At 46.8% G+C, this 14,982-nt stretch carries 13 protein-coding genes and 1 pseudogene; 8 read left to right on the forward strand and 6 right to left on the reverse strand.

Features of this window, described 5'->3' with window-relative positions; translation table 11 throughout:
- Positions 1–27: 27 nt before the first annotated feature.
- From SG35_RS17425 to trpA, 5 genes are read left to right on the forward strand one after another with little or no spacing between them, the layout of a single operon-like run.
- Complete coding sequence (locus tag SG35_RS17425) at positions 28–672, forward strand: aminodeoxychorismate/anthranilate synthase component II (protein WP_044831789.1); 645 nt, start codon at positions 28–30, stop codon at positions 670–672.
- Positions 665–1,750 carry an anthranilate phosphoribosyltransferase gene (trpD, locus tag SG35_RS17430; RefSeq protein WP_044831738.1) on the forward strand — a complete coding sequence of 362 codons (1,086 nt, stop codon included), beginning with the start codon at positions 665–667 and terminating at the stop codon, positions 1,748–1,750. Before SG35_RS17425 ends, trpD begins: the two co-directional genes overlap by 8 nt.
- Positions 1,743–3,131, forward strand: a complete 1,389-nt coding sequence (gene trpCF / locus SG35_RS17435; RefSeq protein ID WP_044831739.1) for a bifunctional indole-3-glycerol-phosphate synthase TrpC/phosphoribosylanthranilate isomerase TrpF — start codon at positions 1,743–1,745, stop codon at positions 3,129–3,131. Before trpD ends, trpCF begins: the two co-directional genes overlap by 8 nt.
- A 16-nt stretch (positions 3,132–3,147) precedes the next feature.
- On the forward strand, positions 3,148–4,434 hold the full coding sequence (gene trpB / locus SG35_RS17440; RefSeq protein ID WP_084692600.1) for a tryptophan synthase subunit beta: 1,287 nt from the start codon (positions 3,148–3,150) through the stop codon (positions 4,432–4,434).
- A complete protein-coding gene (gene trpA, locus SG35_RS17445; RefSeq protein WP_044831740.1) occupies positions 4,434–5,249 on the forward strand; it encodes a tryptophan synthase subunit alpha in 816 nt (271 codons plus the stop codon). The genes trpB and trpA overlap by 1 nt, the downstream gene beginning before the upstream one ends.
- Before the next feature lie 116 nt (positions 5,250–5,365).
- On the opposite strand, the pseudogene SG35_RS32120 reads toward trpA, so the two are convergent.
- From SG35_RS32120 to SG35_RS17455, 3 genes and pseudogenes are all read right to left on the reverse strand, one after another.
- A pseudogene (locus SG35_RS32120) lies at positions 5,366–5,443 on the reverse strand (PEP-CTERM sorting domain-containing protein); the annotation flags it as partial.
- A gap of 71 nt (positions 5,444–5,514) precedes the next feature.
- Complete coding sequence (locus SG35_RS17450) at positions 5,515–5,763, reverse strand: hypothetical protein (RefSeq protein WP_044831741.1); 249 nt, start codon at positions 5,761–5,763, stop codon at positions 5,515–5,517.
- Positions 5,764–6,109: 346 nt separating this feature from the next.
- A complete protein-coding gene (locus SG35_RS17455; RefSeq protein WP_044831742.1) occupies positions 6,110–6,898 on the reverse strand; it encodes a PEP-CTERM sorting domain-containing protein in 789 nt (262 codons plus the stop codon).
- Positions 6,899–7,732: 834 nt separating this feature from the next.
- On the opposite strand from SG35_RS17455, the gene SG35_RS17460 reads away from it, so the two are divergent.
- Complete coding sequence (locus tag SG35_RS17460) at positions 7,733–8,695, forward strand: hypothetical protein (RefSeq protein ID WP_044831743.1); 963 nt, start codon at positions 7,733–7,735, stop codon at positions 8,693–8,695.
- A 140-nt stretch (positions 8,696–8,835) separates the two neighbouring features.
- On the opposite strand, the gene SG35_RS17465 is transcribed toward SG35_RS17460, so the two are convergent.
- The gene (locus tag SG35_RS17465) at positions 8,836–9,219 is read right to left on the reverse strand and encodes a SpoIIAA family protein (RefSeq protein WP_337993184.1); all 384 of its coding nucleotides are present in this window, start codon (positions 9,217–9,219) and stop codon (positions 8,836–8,838) included.
- A gap of 442 nt (positions 9,220–9,661) precedes the next feature.
- On the opposite strand from SG35_RS17465, the gene SG35_RS17470 reads away from it, so the two are divergent.
- Positions 9,662–11,413, forward strand: a complete 1,752-nt coding sequence (locus SG35_RS17470) for a flagellinolysin (RefSeq protein WP_044831744.1) — start codon at positions 9,662–9,664, stop codon at positions 11,411–11,413.
- A 40-nt stretch (positions 11,414–11,453) separates the two neighbouring features.
- Here the strand turns inward: SG35_RS17470 and SG35_RS17475 are convergent, their stop codons facing one another.
- Together SG35_RS17475 and SG35_RS17480 are read right to left on the reverse strand one after the other, a co-directional pair.
- Positions 11,454–12,161, reverse strand: a complete 708-nt coding sequence (locus SG35_RS17475; protein WP_044831745.1) for a hypothetical protein — start codon at positions 12,159–12,161, stop codon at positions 11,454–11,456.
- Between the two features lie 232 nt (positions 12,162–12,393).
- Entirely contained in the window at positions 12,394–13,266 is an 873-nt protein-coding gene (locus tag SG35_RS17480; RefSeq protein ID WP_044831746.1) for an alpha/beta hydrolase family protein, read from the reverse strand.
- A gap of 835 nt (positions 13,267–14,101) precedes the next feature.
- Between SG35_RS17480 and SG35_RS17485 the strand changes: the two genes are divergently transcribed.
- Positions 14,102–14,914 (forward strand): SGNH/GDSL hydrolase family protein, encoded by an 813-nt coding sequence (locus SG35_RS17485; protein ID WP_044831747.1) that lies wholly within the window; start codon positions 14,102–14,104, stop codon positions 14,912–14,914.
- Positions 14,915–14,982 lie beyond the last annotated feature (68 nt).

Genomic DNA, 14,982 nt, shown 5'->3' on the forward strand with positions numbered 1-14,982 from the left:
AAAACTGAGGCTCAGTCCCTGTCCGGCATAAAAGTGTTTATGCTCGATAACCTCGACTCCTTCACCTATAACCTGGTGGATGAATTCAGGGTCTTAGGTTTGGAGCCGGTGATTTACCGCAATACCTTAAGCGCCGATTTTATTATTAAGCAAATGCAGACCTGCGAGCAGCAAGTACTGCTAGTGTTATCTCCCGGCCCCGGTGAACCAGGTAACGCCGGTTGCCTGATGGAGCTGATCGCCAAAACCGCCGGGCAGTTCCCGATCTTGGGGATCTGCCTCGGACACCAGGCGCTGGTACAACATTATGGCGGCACCGTCGGCAGGGCCCCGGAGATAGTCCACGGCAAATCTTCGCCTGTATTCCACAGCGGCAGCGGCGCCTTTGAAAATATCAGCAATCCCCTGCCCGTTGCCCGTTACCATTCGCTGGTAGCGACATCCGTGCCCGAGCAGCTGGAAGTGATCGCCCATTTCACGGCAACAACAGCCTCAGATCAGCAAATAAATCTGCCGATGGCGATACAACACAGCCAGGATAATGCTTTAGGATTTCAGTTCCATCCCGAGTCTATCCTGACCACCTACGGCAGTCATTTACTGGCGCAAAGCATTCGTTATTTAATCGGGCAACACCAAGAAAAGCCCCAACAAGGAGCAGCACATGGCTAATATTCTTGAACAACTGGTTAACGGTGAATCTCTTAGCCAGGCACAGGCTGAGCAATTTTTCCAGCAGGTGATCAGCGGAGAAACAGCGCCAGAATTGCTGGCCTCGGTACTAACCGCATTAAAAATCAAAGGGGAAACACCTCAAGAGATCGCCGGTGCCGCCGTTGCCATACGCGGCTCAGCGACTCCTTTTCCCAAGCAGAATTTTACCCTGGCCGATTGTGTCGGTACCGGCGGCGATGGTGCAGATACCATCAATATTTCTACCACGGCAGCGATACTGGCTGCCGCCTGTGGCCTTAAAATGGCCAAGCACGGCAACCGCAGCGTTTCTTCCATGTCCGGCTCGGCAGATTTACTCGAAGCCCTGGGCGTGAATTTAATGAAAAGCCCGCAAACCGCCGCCTTATGCCTGCAGCAGGCCAATATCTGCTTTTTATATGCCCCGGCCTACCACCCGGGCTTTAAACATGCCGCCCCGGTGAGAAAAAACATGGGGGTGAGAACCCTGTTTAATATCCTCGGCCCGCTGGTAAACCCGGCCCACCCGGACATTATGGTATTGGGTGTCTATACCCCGGATTTACTGGAGACCATGGCAAAAAGCTTGGTACTGACCGGGATAAAACAGGCCTGGGTCGTTCATGGCAGCGGCCTGGATGAAATTGCTATCCACGGCAGCTCGCAAATCATCGAAATCAACGACGGCCAGCTCACACAAAAAACCGTCAGCCCGGCAGATTTCGGCCTGAACACTTATGCCCTTAGCGACATCAAAGGCGGTACCCCGCAAGAAAACGCCGATATCGTCAAGGCTATTTTATCCGGCCAGGGTGAACCCGCCCATAATACCGCGGTGATCATCAATTGTGCGGCATTGCTTTATTTACACCGTGAGCAGTTAAACGGCCGCTGTGATGATTTAGCCTCCGCTGCCAGCTTCGCCAGCGAAGTATTGGCTTCCGGCAAGGCGCTAACCACCCTGGAAAAACTGGTGGAAGTTTCTAATGAGCCCTCAGCCAACCAAGAGCCTTCCGCAGATAAAAAGCCAAGTACGCAAGAGGTAACCAATGGCTAATGTTCTTGAAAAAATTGTTCTTGATAAACGCGAAGCGGTCGAGGAACTTAAAAAAGCCAAACCGCTTAGCAATTTTATTGATGACTTAGTACCGAGTAAAAAAGATCTCTACGGCGCGTTAAAACGCAGTAACAGCAAACCTGAGGCGGGCTTCATTTTAGAATGCAAAAAAGCTTCCCCTTCAAAAGGTCTGATACGCCCGGATTTTGATGTTAAAAGCATTTGCAGGCAATATGATAAGTACGCCGCCGGTATTTCGGTACTTACCGATGAAAAATACTTCCAGGGCAGTTATGACTATTTAAAAATTGTCACCGATACCGTGACTTGTCCTGTGCTCAATAAAGACTTTTTTATCGACCCCTACCAGGTCTATCTGGCCCGCTATTACGGCGCTGATGCTATTTTGTTGATGCTGAGCGTACTCGATGACGAAAAATACCTGGAGTTGGCCGCCATCGCCGAGCAATATAATTTAGCGATACTCACGGAGATTTCCAACGAACAAGAGCGCGACAGGGCTATCGCCCTGGGGGCAAAACTCATCGGCATCAATAACCGAAACTTAAGGGATTTATCGACAGATATTGGCCGTACCTTTGATTTAGCGCCGAGCATACCCGATGATCGCATCATTATTTCCGAGTCCGGCATCTATACCAATGCCCAGATCAGGGAATTGGCCCCGGCGGTAGACGGTTTCCTGGTAGGCAGCTCTATCATGGCAGAAGAGGACATTGACCTTGCCTGCCGTAAGCTCGTTTTTGGCAATAACAAGGTCTGCGGCTTAACGGCCCCGGAATATGCCCAGGCTGCCGCCGATGCCGGTGCCCGTTTTGGCGGCTTGATCTTTGCCGGGAAATCCCCCCGCTGCATCGATACGGCACAGGCACAAGCCATTATCGAACAAGTGCCACAACTCGATTATGTCGGGGTCTTTGTAAATCACGACATCTTTGAGGTCGCCGAACTGGCCGGTTCACTCAACTTAAGGGCAGTGCAGCTACACGGCGGTGAAAGCCCGGATTATATCCGGGCCCTGAAAGATAAACTGCCCGCACAGTGCCAGCTATGGCAGGCATCTGCCGTAGTCGATGAAGTGCCCCAGCTGAGCGAGCAGGCAGATCACTTTGTGCTCGACGGCAAAAATGCCGGCAGCGGCCAGGCCTTTAACTGGCAAACCTTAACAGCAAGCGAACAGGATCTGTCAAAAGCCCTGCTCGCCGGTGGCCTTAACAGCGACAATATCGAACAGGCGCTTAAACAGCTCTGCAACCAGGACTTATTTGGCCTGGACCTAAACTCAGGTGTGGAAAGCAGCCCAGGTGTAAAAGACAGCGCAAAACTTCAGCAAGTTTTTGCCCGGATCCGGAATTACTAACATGACTTCTCAAGATATGAACAAAGATACCAGCAGCGCCGATAAGGCCCAAAATGAAAGTGCCGTAAAAAGATCCCTGCCCGCCTATTTCGGCGAGTTCGGCGGCATGTATGTCGGTGAATTACTCGTGCCTGCCCTGGAGCAGCTGGAGCAGGCTTTTATCGACTCCCAGCAGGACCAGGCCTTCCAGGCAGAGTTTAATAAATTACTCACCAGCTATGCCGGGCGGCCAACGCCGTTAACCCTGTGCCGCAACCTGGTGAAAAATCCGCTGGCTAAGATTTACCTTAAACGGGAAGATCTGCTGCACGGCGGCGCCCATAAAACCAACCAGGTATTGGGCCAGGCACTGTTGGCCAAGCGCATGGGCAAAACGGAAATTATCGCTGAAACCGGCGCCGGACAACATGGTGTAGCCACCGCCATTGCCTGCTCCCTGTTAGGGTTAAAATGCCGGGTCTATATGGGCGCGGTTGATTGCGAGCGCCAGCAACCGAATGTGTTTCGCATGCGTTTGATGGGGGCAGAAGTGATCCCGGTAACCGCAGGCAGCGGCACGTTAAAAGATGCCGTCAACGAAGCCCTGCGCGACTGGTCGGCAAGTTATGACAAGGCCCATTATTTACTCGGTACCGCCGCAGGGCCCCACCCCTTCCCGACCCTGGTACGTGATTTCCAGAAAATGATCGGTGAAGAAGCCAAGCAGCAATTGCTGGCAGAAGAAGGCCGGTTGCCGGATTACGTTATCGCCTGTGTCGGCGGCGGCTCTAACGCCATCGGCATGTTCCATGACTTTATCAAAGAGGACGGGGTGAAACTTGTCGGTGTTGAAGCCGGCGGTAAAGGCATAGACACAGATCAGCACGGCGCCACCTTAAGCGCAGGTACCAAAGGCATGTTACACGGTAACTACACCTATATCATGCAGGACAAACACGGCCAGATTGAAGAGTCATACTCGGTTTCAGCCGGGTTGGACTATCCTGCCGTCGGGCCGCAACATGCCCAGTTAAAAGACAGCGGCCGCGCCGACTATGTACCGATTAATGATGATGAAGCCTTGGCCGCTTTTCAGGCGCTGGCGAAAAACGAAGGTATTATCCCGGCGCTGGAGTCTTCCCATGCTTTGGCACAGGCGCTGAAAATGGCGGATAAAGTCAGTGAAGAAACCATTTTCCTGGTGAACCTGTCCGGTCGCGGCGATAAAGATCTGGCACATGTCCACACTATCCTTTCAGAGCAAGAGCCCTCAGCCGGGGCAGCGCCTTCAACAACCAAAGAACAAGACGGGGAGCAAGCATAATGACTCAGCCAGGTTTACGTTACCAACAGGCCTTTGCCCGGTTAAAAGCAGACAACCAGGGAGCTTTTATTCCTTTTGTCACCATAGGAGATCCCAACGCCGAGCAGTCGCTGGCCATAATCAAAACCCTGATAGATGCAGGCGCCGACGCGTTAGAGCTGGGCATCCCCTTTTCAGATCCCAGCGCCGATGGCGAAACCATACAAAAAGCGGGGATCCGTGCCCTGGATTCGGGCATGAATACCGATCTCTGTATCGATATCCTGCGCCAGGTACGCCAATACGCCCCGGATATGCCAATCGGTTTGCTGCTTTACGGCAACCTGGTATTTGCCCGTGGCCTGAATAACTTTTATCGCGACATGGCAGAGGCCGGGGTTGATTCGGTATTAATTGCCGACTTGCCCATCAGGGAAAGCGAGCCCTTTAGAAAAGCGGCATTAACCCACGGCGTAGCCCCTATTTTTATCGCCCCCCCTAATGCCAGTGAAGAAACTTTACAGCAGGTAGCTTGCTTTAGTGAAGGTTATACCTATGTATTAAGTCGCGCCGGCGTGACAGGCACAGAAACCCAGGCGGAAATACCGGGTGATCACTTGATCACGGCGCTGGCTCAGTATAATGCCCCGCCTGCGGTCATAGGTTTTGGTATCTCCCAACCGGAGCAGGTGAAAGCGGCGCTTGATAGCGGTGCAACCGGAGCGATCAGCGGCTCGGCCGTGGTGAAAATTATCGAGCAACATCTTGAGCAACCAGAGGTTATGCTTGAAGCGTTAACTGATTTTGTTAAAGCAATGAAAGCGGCAACGCTTTAATAACATAGTGCCGGCACTTCGAAGAAAATAAAGGAGCGCAGGTAAATATATTTAAGGCCGGGTAAGCAAATTACCCGGCCTTATTTATTCAAGAAACTTTTTGATTTTTAATCGCTTTAAGGCTTTTGTCTGCCACGGCCCAAACCTAAGCCCGCTAAGCCTAACAGAAACAAACTCATCATTTCCGGCTCGGGTACTCAAGCCAAGCTTTTCAGCGTAGCTGAGACTAAGTGAAAATCACCTAGTAAAGCCTCAAGATCAAAATTCAGCATACCATGTACTGTGGTTGGGCCCACCAGAGATTTTGGAAAAAAGTTTCAAAGATGAAGATACCGGTAAAACTTTCTGCTTGATAACAATGCTCCATACGATAACCATCGGCACAATTCGAGTCAATGAAACCGGCCTGTATCAACCATTCAGAGCCGGGTTGAAAATGCATATGCTGCTCCACCATATAAACATCCATATACTGACAGCTGCTGGTGCCCGAACTGACATTTCCGATATTCACGCCGGCCGTTTCAAGAATATTTTGCTGGACATATTTACTCAGCTCCCAACCATCAAAGCTTCTTGACGTAGTGCATAAGGTATTTTGGGAATAACGCTCATGTGTACGGCTTTCATCCCTCGATCTTATTATTCACTAAATTAAGTCTCATCGATAAAAGAAAAGGTGACATATAGACTGTAAAGAAAGCTGACAGCTAAGCAATTGAATTAATAAAAAAAGCTGAAATGTATCCATATATAAACCCTGCTCTTCGTCTTCCATGAAGCCACAGGATAGATATCTCCATATATAAAGAAGGCACTGATTTCCAACCAATGCCTTTCTCTAATACTTTATTTCCATCTTAACATTTGTTACGGCGACGTAACCCAACTCCGAATAAACCCAAAGCCAATAAAGCTGTAGTCGCCGGCTCTGGAACTGAGGCTGGTGAAACAAAAGTTTCCAAGGTGGCTGCTGCCAGATGAAAATCACCGGAGACGGCGTTAATATCAAAGTTCAGCATACCGTTAATCAGGCTGGAATCTATCATTCTTTTTGGAATAACAGATTCAAAAGTGAAATAGCCGGTATAACCTTCAAGTTGAACACTGTGCTCCAATGAGTATTCTTGACAAGTCGGCGCACAGGTCGGCATCGGCTCCCACTCATGACCGTATTCGTCATGCTCATGGGCATATACGGTATGTTCGTCCATATAACTGGCACTGGCAGTACCGCTGAGAATATTGCCGATACTGATGCCTGCGGTTTCGATAATATCCTGAAATGGAAAGTGCATGACCTCACTGCCGTCATAGAACCATGACGCAACAAAGCCGCTTTCACGGACATAGGGCCTCTCTCCCCAGCTATTATCTGCTTCACCTAAATCCCCGGGATGGTGATCGTCAAACAGATAGGTATCATCAACAAAAGAAAAAGAGATCTTGGCATAATCATAATCAAGGCCGTTTAAATCGAATTGTCCGGAAATATCCACCTCAGATGCCGTGTTGGCACTTAACGAAGCAGCTCCGGAGGAGGAAAGATATGAATTGTCTGCAAGATTATCTTGTATCAGGCTTGCCTGGGCAGTACCGGTAAAGCCGGCAAGTGATACCAATAAACCCATTATTATATTTTTGTTCATTTCCAGTCCTTTTCATAAAAGGGTATTTTCGTTCAAGGGAAATACCAGGATGATTTTAAGTAATTGTTATTATTATTTTTCACTACCAGGTTTTATTTAATCTCTGAAGCCAAGAAATTCGATTGATATTCCACAAGCAAGGTACTTTTTGCTCGTTAAATGAATAATTCAATATTTTTATTTGCTTTTCTTGGGCAGACGTACTAAGGCAAGCAACATGCCAATAACAAAAGCGTTTAAAATACAAACAGATAGAACAAATAAGAAGTGAATAGGTACGAAAGTGTAAAAAAAACCAACACTTTAGTGAACGAAGTGTACATATATCGTTAACGGGTGCCCTGTATTAGTTCTCACCACTAAACAATACAATTAATACAGCCTGCTAAAACCAATGGAAGAGTGACAAGTAATATATGAATATTTATTTACCCTCCTTTTTTCGAGAAAAGTGGATGTTTTTAATATCTTTATTTAATCTTTAACCCCTTTATTAACGGCATGCGGCGGTTCATGGTCAACGTCATAAAATCTGGCTGTTTCACGGCAAGTAATTATCAGCGGCAGCCTCTTTTGCAAAAACCTGTTTTATTCCCCTGGACTTTGCTGCAGAGCTAAACGGCACGATAACCGCTGTTTTTCTTATCAACAAGGAAACCCCCTGGTTTTTTATCCCAGTAAAAGCAGTAACGTTTCGTAAACAAAAAGGTGTTTAAAATAACGAAAGATACTCGTAAAATAGCGCTGATTTTTCATATAAGGCGACAGATAAAACCAGCATAACTTAATGTTGGTTATGCTGGCCTGACAACCCCTATATTTTGAGGAAAAAACTTGTTCTTTGAAGGCTCAGAAAAGAAGGCGGAAGTATTCGTTGATCCAAAACAGCTTTGTTTACTTACCGATATCAGCGATGATTTTTGGGCGGCATTAGTCAATTGTTGCAATGCCCGCATCCTCTCCACTATGTCTAACCAAAAGTGCAAAGCGTTTTTACTGTCAGAATCAAGCCTGTTTGTCTGGGCAGATCGTTTTGTTATTCTCACCTGCGGCGAAACCCGGTTAGTTAACTCGGTGGAATATTTTATCCAAAAGATAGGGGTTGATAAGCTGGTGCATGTTACCTACCAGCGTAAAAATGAATATTTCTCCCATGCCCAGCCCAGCTGTTTTGGTGATGATATCAAGTTACTGAGCCGTTATCTCGCGGGCAAGGCATTACGCTTTGGTGAAATGGACAGCCATCATAACTATGTCTTTCACCAGGATAATGGCTTCAGGGCCAATCCGGAGCACAAAACCTATGAATTGCTGGCTTATCAGATCAGCTCTCAGGCCTCAGAAAAATTAACCACGCCGGGATTAACGGCCAGCCAGATACGGGAGTTTTTACAGCTGGAGCGTTTATTGCCGGGGTTTAGCCTCGATGACTTTGTTTTTAAGCCCTACGGCTATTCTGTTAATGCCATACGCGATCACCAGTACTTAACCATACATGTGACCCCGCAGGCCAACAGCAGTTATGTCAGTGTCGAGTCCAACCTTAACCTGATTGAACGGGCGCCGCTTATTCTGGACATTTTACAGCCGGCCTCATTTGATTTACTCAGCTTTAACGAATTCGATTTCCAGCAGCAAACTTCACGTTTTATCCCTGATCACTATATCAGTAAGTCGCTGGTAAAAGAGACCTTATCTAATAACTACCAGGTTTATTTCGCCAATTATATTCTGCCGAAAAAACATTTTTCCCGGGCTATCATGCTGGATATAGCAAGCGATAACCACGCCCTGTAAAAGTGAAGGAAAGAAAATATCACAGGGTAAAACTAGCCTTTGAAAAATTTTCCAGACAAGGACAAGTTAACAGCATCCGACAGATTTTGCCGTTAACCGGATGCTTTCATGAAAACTAGTTTAATTTTTCGCTTATCGCACTAAGATTCAATCCAGCGCTGGGCACTGAGACGGTTTTCAAAATACTGCACTTCCCCGGCAATAAACCAGTTCCCGGCTTTACTTAATATCCGCTGCCAATTCTGGCTGCCGTATACTGCTACCCGTTCAAACTCTCCGCAATGTTTCAGACCGCGGATAAAGTCATCCCAGGCGGCCCGCAAGGACCAGCCCCTGAACTGGGTAATATCAATTAGCAGATCGAGTTTAGGCTTATCGCAGCCGCTTAAAGCCGAGACAATCAAAGGCTTGATCATTTCATAATCTTGATGGGTCAGTTTCCCCACTGCCTTAAAGGTCAAAAAATATCTTTCACGGGTACGTTTAATGGAAATAGACAGGCTATGCTGATTGATGATCATCATATAGAAACTCCGCACAATGTCCCAAACTAAAACAAGTGGATTACCGCCTTTGGCCGGGAAAACCCCGGGACAATTTCCAATATCGCTCAGGCATTGTTTTTAAATATAACCCAATAAACCAAGTTATCTTGTTTCAGACAGAGTTTCTGTCAGATAAAGCGCAGCTTTTCCCGCGAGTAAGTTACCAGGAAGCGGTTAACAGCATCAAATATCGGATTATTTTTCCCCGGCAATAACGAACTCACCCGGTACTTTTGTATTAATGGCAAGCTAATGAAAAATTTATCAATATAAATTACGGATTTTTACCCTTTGTTTACAACAAGTTACAATCAGAAAATATCTTACTTCCCTGTTATTTGTAAAGAAATGTCAATTTTTACCTTAAAAAATATCCTTTTATGCCGATAAAGAAAAAGATATCTGTATAAGGGATGAGTGTGTGCTCAGTGTAAATACCAACACAACCAATTTATTTTTACACCGTCAACAAACGGCGAATGCCAATCAATTGTCGACCACCTTTGCGCGCCTGTCTTCCGGCATGCGCATCAACTCGGCGGCGGATGATGCTGCCGGATTACAGATATCCAACCGTATGAGCAGTCAGATCAGCGGCCTGTCGGTTGCCCAGCGCAATGCCAATGACGGTATTTCTATCGCCCAAACCGCAGAAGGCGCCCTGGAAGAAGTCACCAATGTGTTATTCCGTATGCGGGATCTGTCACTGCAAGCCAGTAACGGAATTTTATCCAATGACGATAAAGATGCCCTGGATAAAGAGTTCGGCCAGCTGAAACAGGAATTAACCCGCATCAACGAAACCACTACCTTTGGCGGCAAACAGGTCTTTAACCAAACCGACAGCATAGGCTCCGGCGGCGCCGATGAAGCCGAACGCAATATTTTAAATGTGCTGCAAAGCGGCGTACTGGCCGAGTCGGAAGATATCATCCAGTCGGTCTTAGGACTAACCGGCGATGGCGCCGACTTTAAGATTAACCTGGAAAATATCGACGGCGCCTCCGGGGTACTGGCCTCGGTTTCCTATCTGGCTCCCGCCGGCACAGAGCTGATGATGAATATCGACCTGGATGATTTTTCCACTTTAGACGGCGACAAAACCAACCAGTTAAAATCAACCCTGCTTCATGAAATGACCCATGCGGTGATGGCCAACCAAATGGATCTGGCCTCCACCCCCACTTGGTTTCGCGAAGGCACGGCAGAAGCGGTGAGCGGCGCCGATGACAGGGTGGCATCCGACATCGCCAACTTTGGCGTGGCGGCGCTTAAAGCCGAATTAAACGGCATTTTTGGCGACAATTCGGCCCCCACCTCTACAGGCATAGAAATCGCCGGTGTCTATTCCGGCGGTTATATTGCCATGCGCTACCTTGAAGACAAGATCGGCAGCGCCGGCATCCAGAATTTTATGGCGGCCCTGGCGGGCGGACAAACCTTTGACGCCGCGTTCAACTCCACCACCCCCTATGCTGATGAAAATACCTTTCAAACAGAAATCATGGGCGGTACCGTCTTTGAAGATTTTATCACCGCCAATATCAATACCGCCAATGCCGATAACGGCGCTTTTGGCGGCCTTGATGCCGACGGCGGCCCCAGCCGGGAAGAAACCATAGTCGGCGCCAACGGCAATAATACTACGGCAAACTTTACCGCTTATTTTGTTAAAGGCGATGATGATACCGATCCGAACGACTTTACCTCGGGCACCAACTATGCGGCCACAGGCTTAAACCAGGTATTGCTGGCCGATTATGAATCTGAGCTAAGCGGTCCGAAAGAAACTACCCAGTTTCAAATCGGCGCCAATGCTGATGAAACCATCAAGATGCTGGTCGGCGGCTTTTCTTCAGATAACCTGGGATTAAGCGGTATCGACCTGGTAGCGGACTCCCAGAGTGCAATAGCCTCTATCGACGATGCCCTGCAGTATGTCAACGATCAACGGGCAAGCCTCGGGGCCTTTTCCAATCGCCTGGATCACGCCATCAATAACCTGTCTAATATCGAGAGCAATATCACCGCCAGCCGCTCCCGTATCCAGGACACAGACTTTGCCCAGGAAACCTCCAAGCAAACGGCATTACAGATTCAGCAACAGGCCATTACCGCCCTGCTGTCACAAAGCCAGTCACTGCCGCAAATAGCCCTGGCACTGATCGGTTAACACCTGATAGTGCTTTTCATCAAGTTGCCGCTAAATTCCCCTAAAAAAAGATCAGATAAATAAAGACACTCACCACACTGGCCATCATATAAACATAACCATAAAAAAACATGATACCGCCGGTGCCGGTAACATCTTCACTTTTATAGGTACACATAAACTCGGTAATAAAAAGAAAAATCAAGGCTCCAGCCAGCATCAACAGCCAGTAAAAGCCGGTAAACCAGGGTAAGATAACAAAGCCGGCCAAAACCCCAAATAAAGCATAAGGGGCAAGCTTATTGGCATGCGCCCGCCCCTGATCGGTGAAAATGGTCAGGAAAATAGCAGCAATGAGCAAGGCATAAATAATGAAAGGCCAGTAAAGGCGTTTCTCACTAACCGTTGCCATTATCCCTTCCGGACCAAAGAAAAGCCCCCAAAGGCTGCTGAGTAGCAGGTAGAGTAAATAACCCGAGATCGCCAGGAAAAAAACTCCGATACAATGGCTTTTTAATAGCGCAATATCAAAATGTAACCAGCCTTTTTTATGGGCCAGTATTTTTAATGCGATACCATAAACCATCATCAAGATCAGGATCGACAGCGAGTGCCAATATTGCTCACTATAGAAAAAGGCACATAAAGGTAACAGGGAAATGATCAATTCACTGCCCTGCGGGTTCTCCTCCTGCCGGGCCTTGCTGTCGGTATAAATAATAAACGGCAGTAAAAAAACAACGAGTATGATAAAAGTCGAAAAATCCAAAGCTGCATCCTTTTGCTTTAAAAGCCGATATGATTAATTTATAAAGCCTCGCTGCTCATTTAACAAGCTTTTCCATACTTTTTCGCTGCTTATATCACCATAAGTCAGCCTGTTTAGCCATGCGGATACACAAGTGTTAACGCCGGTTTAAGCCTGTTCACCCCCAAAGTCACCTGTTTCAGTAATCGCAGCAATAAAAACACAATCCCTGGCACACGGTAAATAAATGGCGTTAGCTGCTGCTGTGCTGCTCTAACCAGTTAATGGCATGTTGCCATAAACTTTTTGACTTACGGCTAAAAAACTTCATGTGGCCAATTTCATCTAAACCATGCGCTTGGGGGGATACCGTCAGGGTGTCAACCTTAAGCTTTTTAAACACAGACAACATATCCGCCACGTTATCATCTATGGCAATATCATCATCACTGGCATTCACCCACATAGAGGGCGTAGTCAGCTCGTGATACCAGTGCTGGTTAACCGTTTTACCAAAGGCCGTTTTAACATAACCCTGACCATTGCACCAAAGACGCCATTGCTGGGCAACCCCTTTAGGCAGCGGCTCCCCCATGCCCACCAACTGGGATTTAGTATGGCCGAAAAATAAATTGCTTAACGGCACAAAAACATTCATAAAGAAATTGGCTTTCAGGGAATATGGCAGTTTCATATTTTTTAATTGCCCCGAGGAGCTGGCAAAATTAAAAATAGAGCTCAAATCTTTGCCGTTGTGCATCAAACCCACAAGCTGTCCGCCGGCGCTATGGCCAATTAAATGATAGGACGTATCAGGAAAGTAACCTTTTAACGCCTCTAATACCGCGGGCATATCCTGCTCCCCCCAACACTGCAGCGAGGCTTTACTGGCACGCACTTTTCCTGATAATGACTCCCCTATGCCCCGGTTATCATAGGAGATCACACCATAGCCATTTTCAACCAGATAACAGGCAAAACTGTGATAGAACTGACGCTTGATACCGGTTGCCGGGCCTATCAATACCGCCCCTTTTACCTCGTCTTTGGGTGTAAAAAGCGTAGCGGCAAGCTGTTGGCCATCCTGGCAATCAATAGTGATATCGTCCGAGTTAAAAGTTTTCATGGTAAATTTCCGTCAGCCTGAAATAAAATAAGCAGTAACAGCCTAACACTCTTACACCTGGTCTTACCACTTAAAGAGGACATATTTTTAGCCTGTGGGAAAGTGACAACAAAAGGTAGAGGGATCACAGATAAAAGGTTGGAGCATTCTCGGCAAAGGCGAAAGCTTATTCGCCATAGCCTGTTTTTGACTGATGCCTTTGAGAACAAAGGCATCATCATAAGAAAGTTAAGCCTGGTATACCCAAGCTAAAAAACGTTTTGAATCGTTTACATTCGTAAACGTAAATAACTGGGCACCTTTTTGATCTCTGACAACGACATTGAATTTGTTAACAGAAATCGACGTGACCGGAGAGGTTATTGAATAAACCGTACCATTATATGTATATGACATAATAAAACTCTTTAAATTTGCGTAACAACGCATGAATTAGAAAAGCTATATTATTGTTTGATCAGATCTTTTATAAAATTATAACTAGCTTAACGAGGGTATACTCGAAAATCAGACAACAATTAAGCTTAATATTTGGGGTGATATCTGACTGTGAAAGGGAAAGACATAACACGAATTATCACTAAGATAATCTGTTAAATAAACGAGAGGCGAATAAATAACCGAGAAACTATATAGATTTTCCCCGAAAAAGTAAAGCATCATTTTTACCACTCAATTAAAACGACTCTTGCCTTGCCTGTACACAGCCGAAAAATCTATGTTAGGGTAAGCGCATAAAAAATACCAATAACAAATCACTCATCTGTTTCGCTGCAAATAGACCTCAATTCAGATAGGTATAAGCCTTATATTTTCTTATAAAACGGACTTTTACATGAAATACTATCTAAGCACTTTTCTTACAGTCTTGCTCTTAATATTCGGCTTACTTTCTTGTACTCAGCTCCCTTTAGAAAAAACACCGTCAAAAATTTTCTTTATCGGTAACAGCTTAACCGGGAATAACTATTTACCCGATGTGTTACAAGCTTTTGCCCGTGCCAATAGCAAAGAATTGGTTATCGGCTCGGAGTTGAAAAACAGCACAGCTTTAATTGAGCATTGGCAACGGGGGATTGCCCGGCAAAAAATCATCGCTGAAAAATGGGATTTTGTGGTATTGCAGGACTCCAGTGCCAGCGCGATCGACCAAGCGGAGAAAACCCTTAAATACGGCAAACTGTTTGCCAATATCGCAAAACAGCAAAATAGCCGGCTGTTATTATTTAATACCTGGGCTTATAACGGCATACCCGGGTGGGTAGACAGCTATGAAGATGAACAGGAAAAAGCGGCCTTTAAGGCTTTTGTGCCTCAAATGTACCAGGAAACCAATGCATTATATGCCAAGCTGGCACAAGCGGTTGATGGCCAGGTTGTCCCGGTAGCACAAGCATGGCGACGGCTGAATCAGGCAGCACCGCATATTGCCCTTCATACCCCGGATAAAATTCACCCGTCTCCCCAGGGCACCTATTTCACGGCCTTAGTATTCTATCAGGCAATTTTCGGGGAGTTGCCGAAAAACCTTCCTCTTACGGTGATAACCAGGCGCAACTTGAAAAAAATGCATGAAACAATCAAGGTTGAGATCCCCCGGTCAACGGCTGATAAAATGCTGACGGCTATAACAGGCAAGCCCCTGTGAGGATACGGTAGGCAAATTGCCTATGCCAGCGGGCCTATTGTTACAGGAGAGATCAAGATGCAATCAGC

The sequence above is a fragment of the Thalassomonas actiniarum genome, from assembly GCF_000948975.2.
GTDB classification, from domain to species: domain Bacteria; phylum Pseudomonadota; class Gammaproteobacteria; order Enterobacterales; family Alteromonadaceae; genus Thalassomonas; species Thalassomonas actiniarum.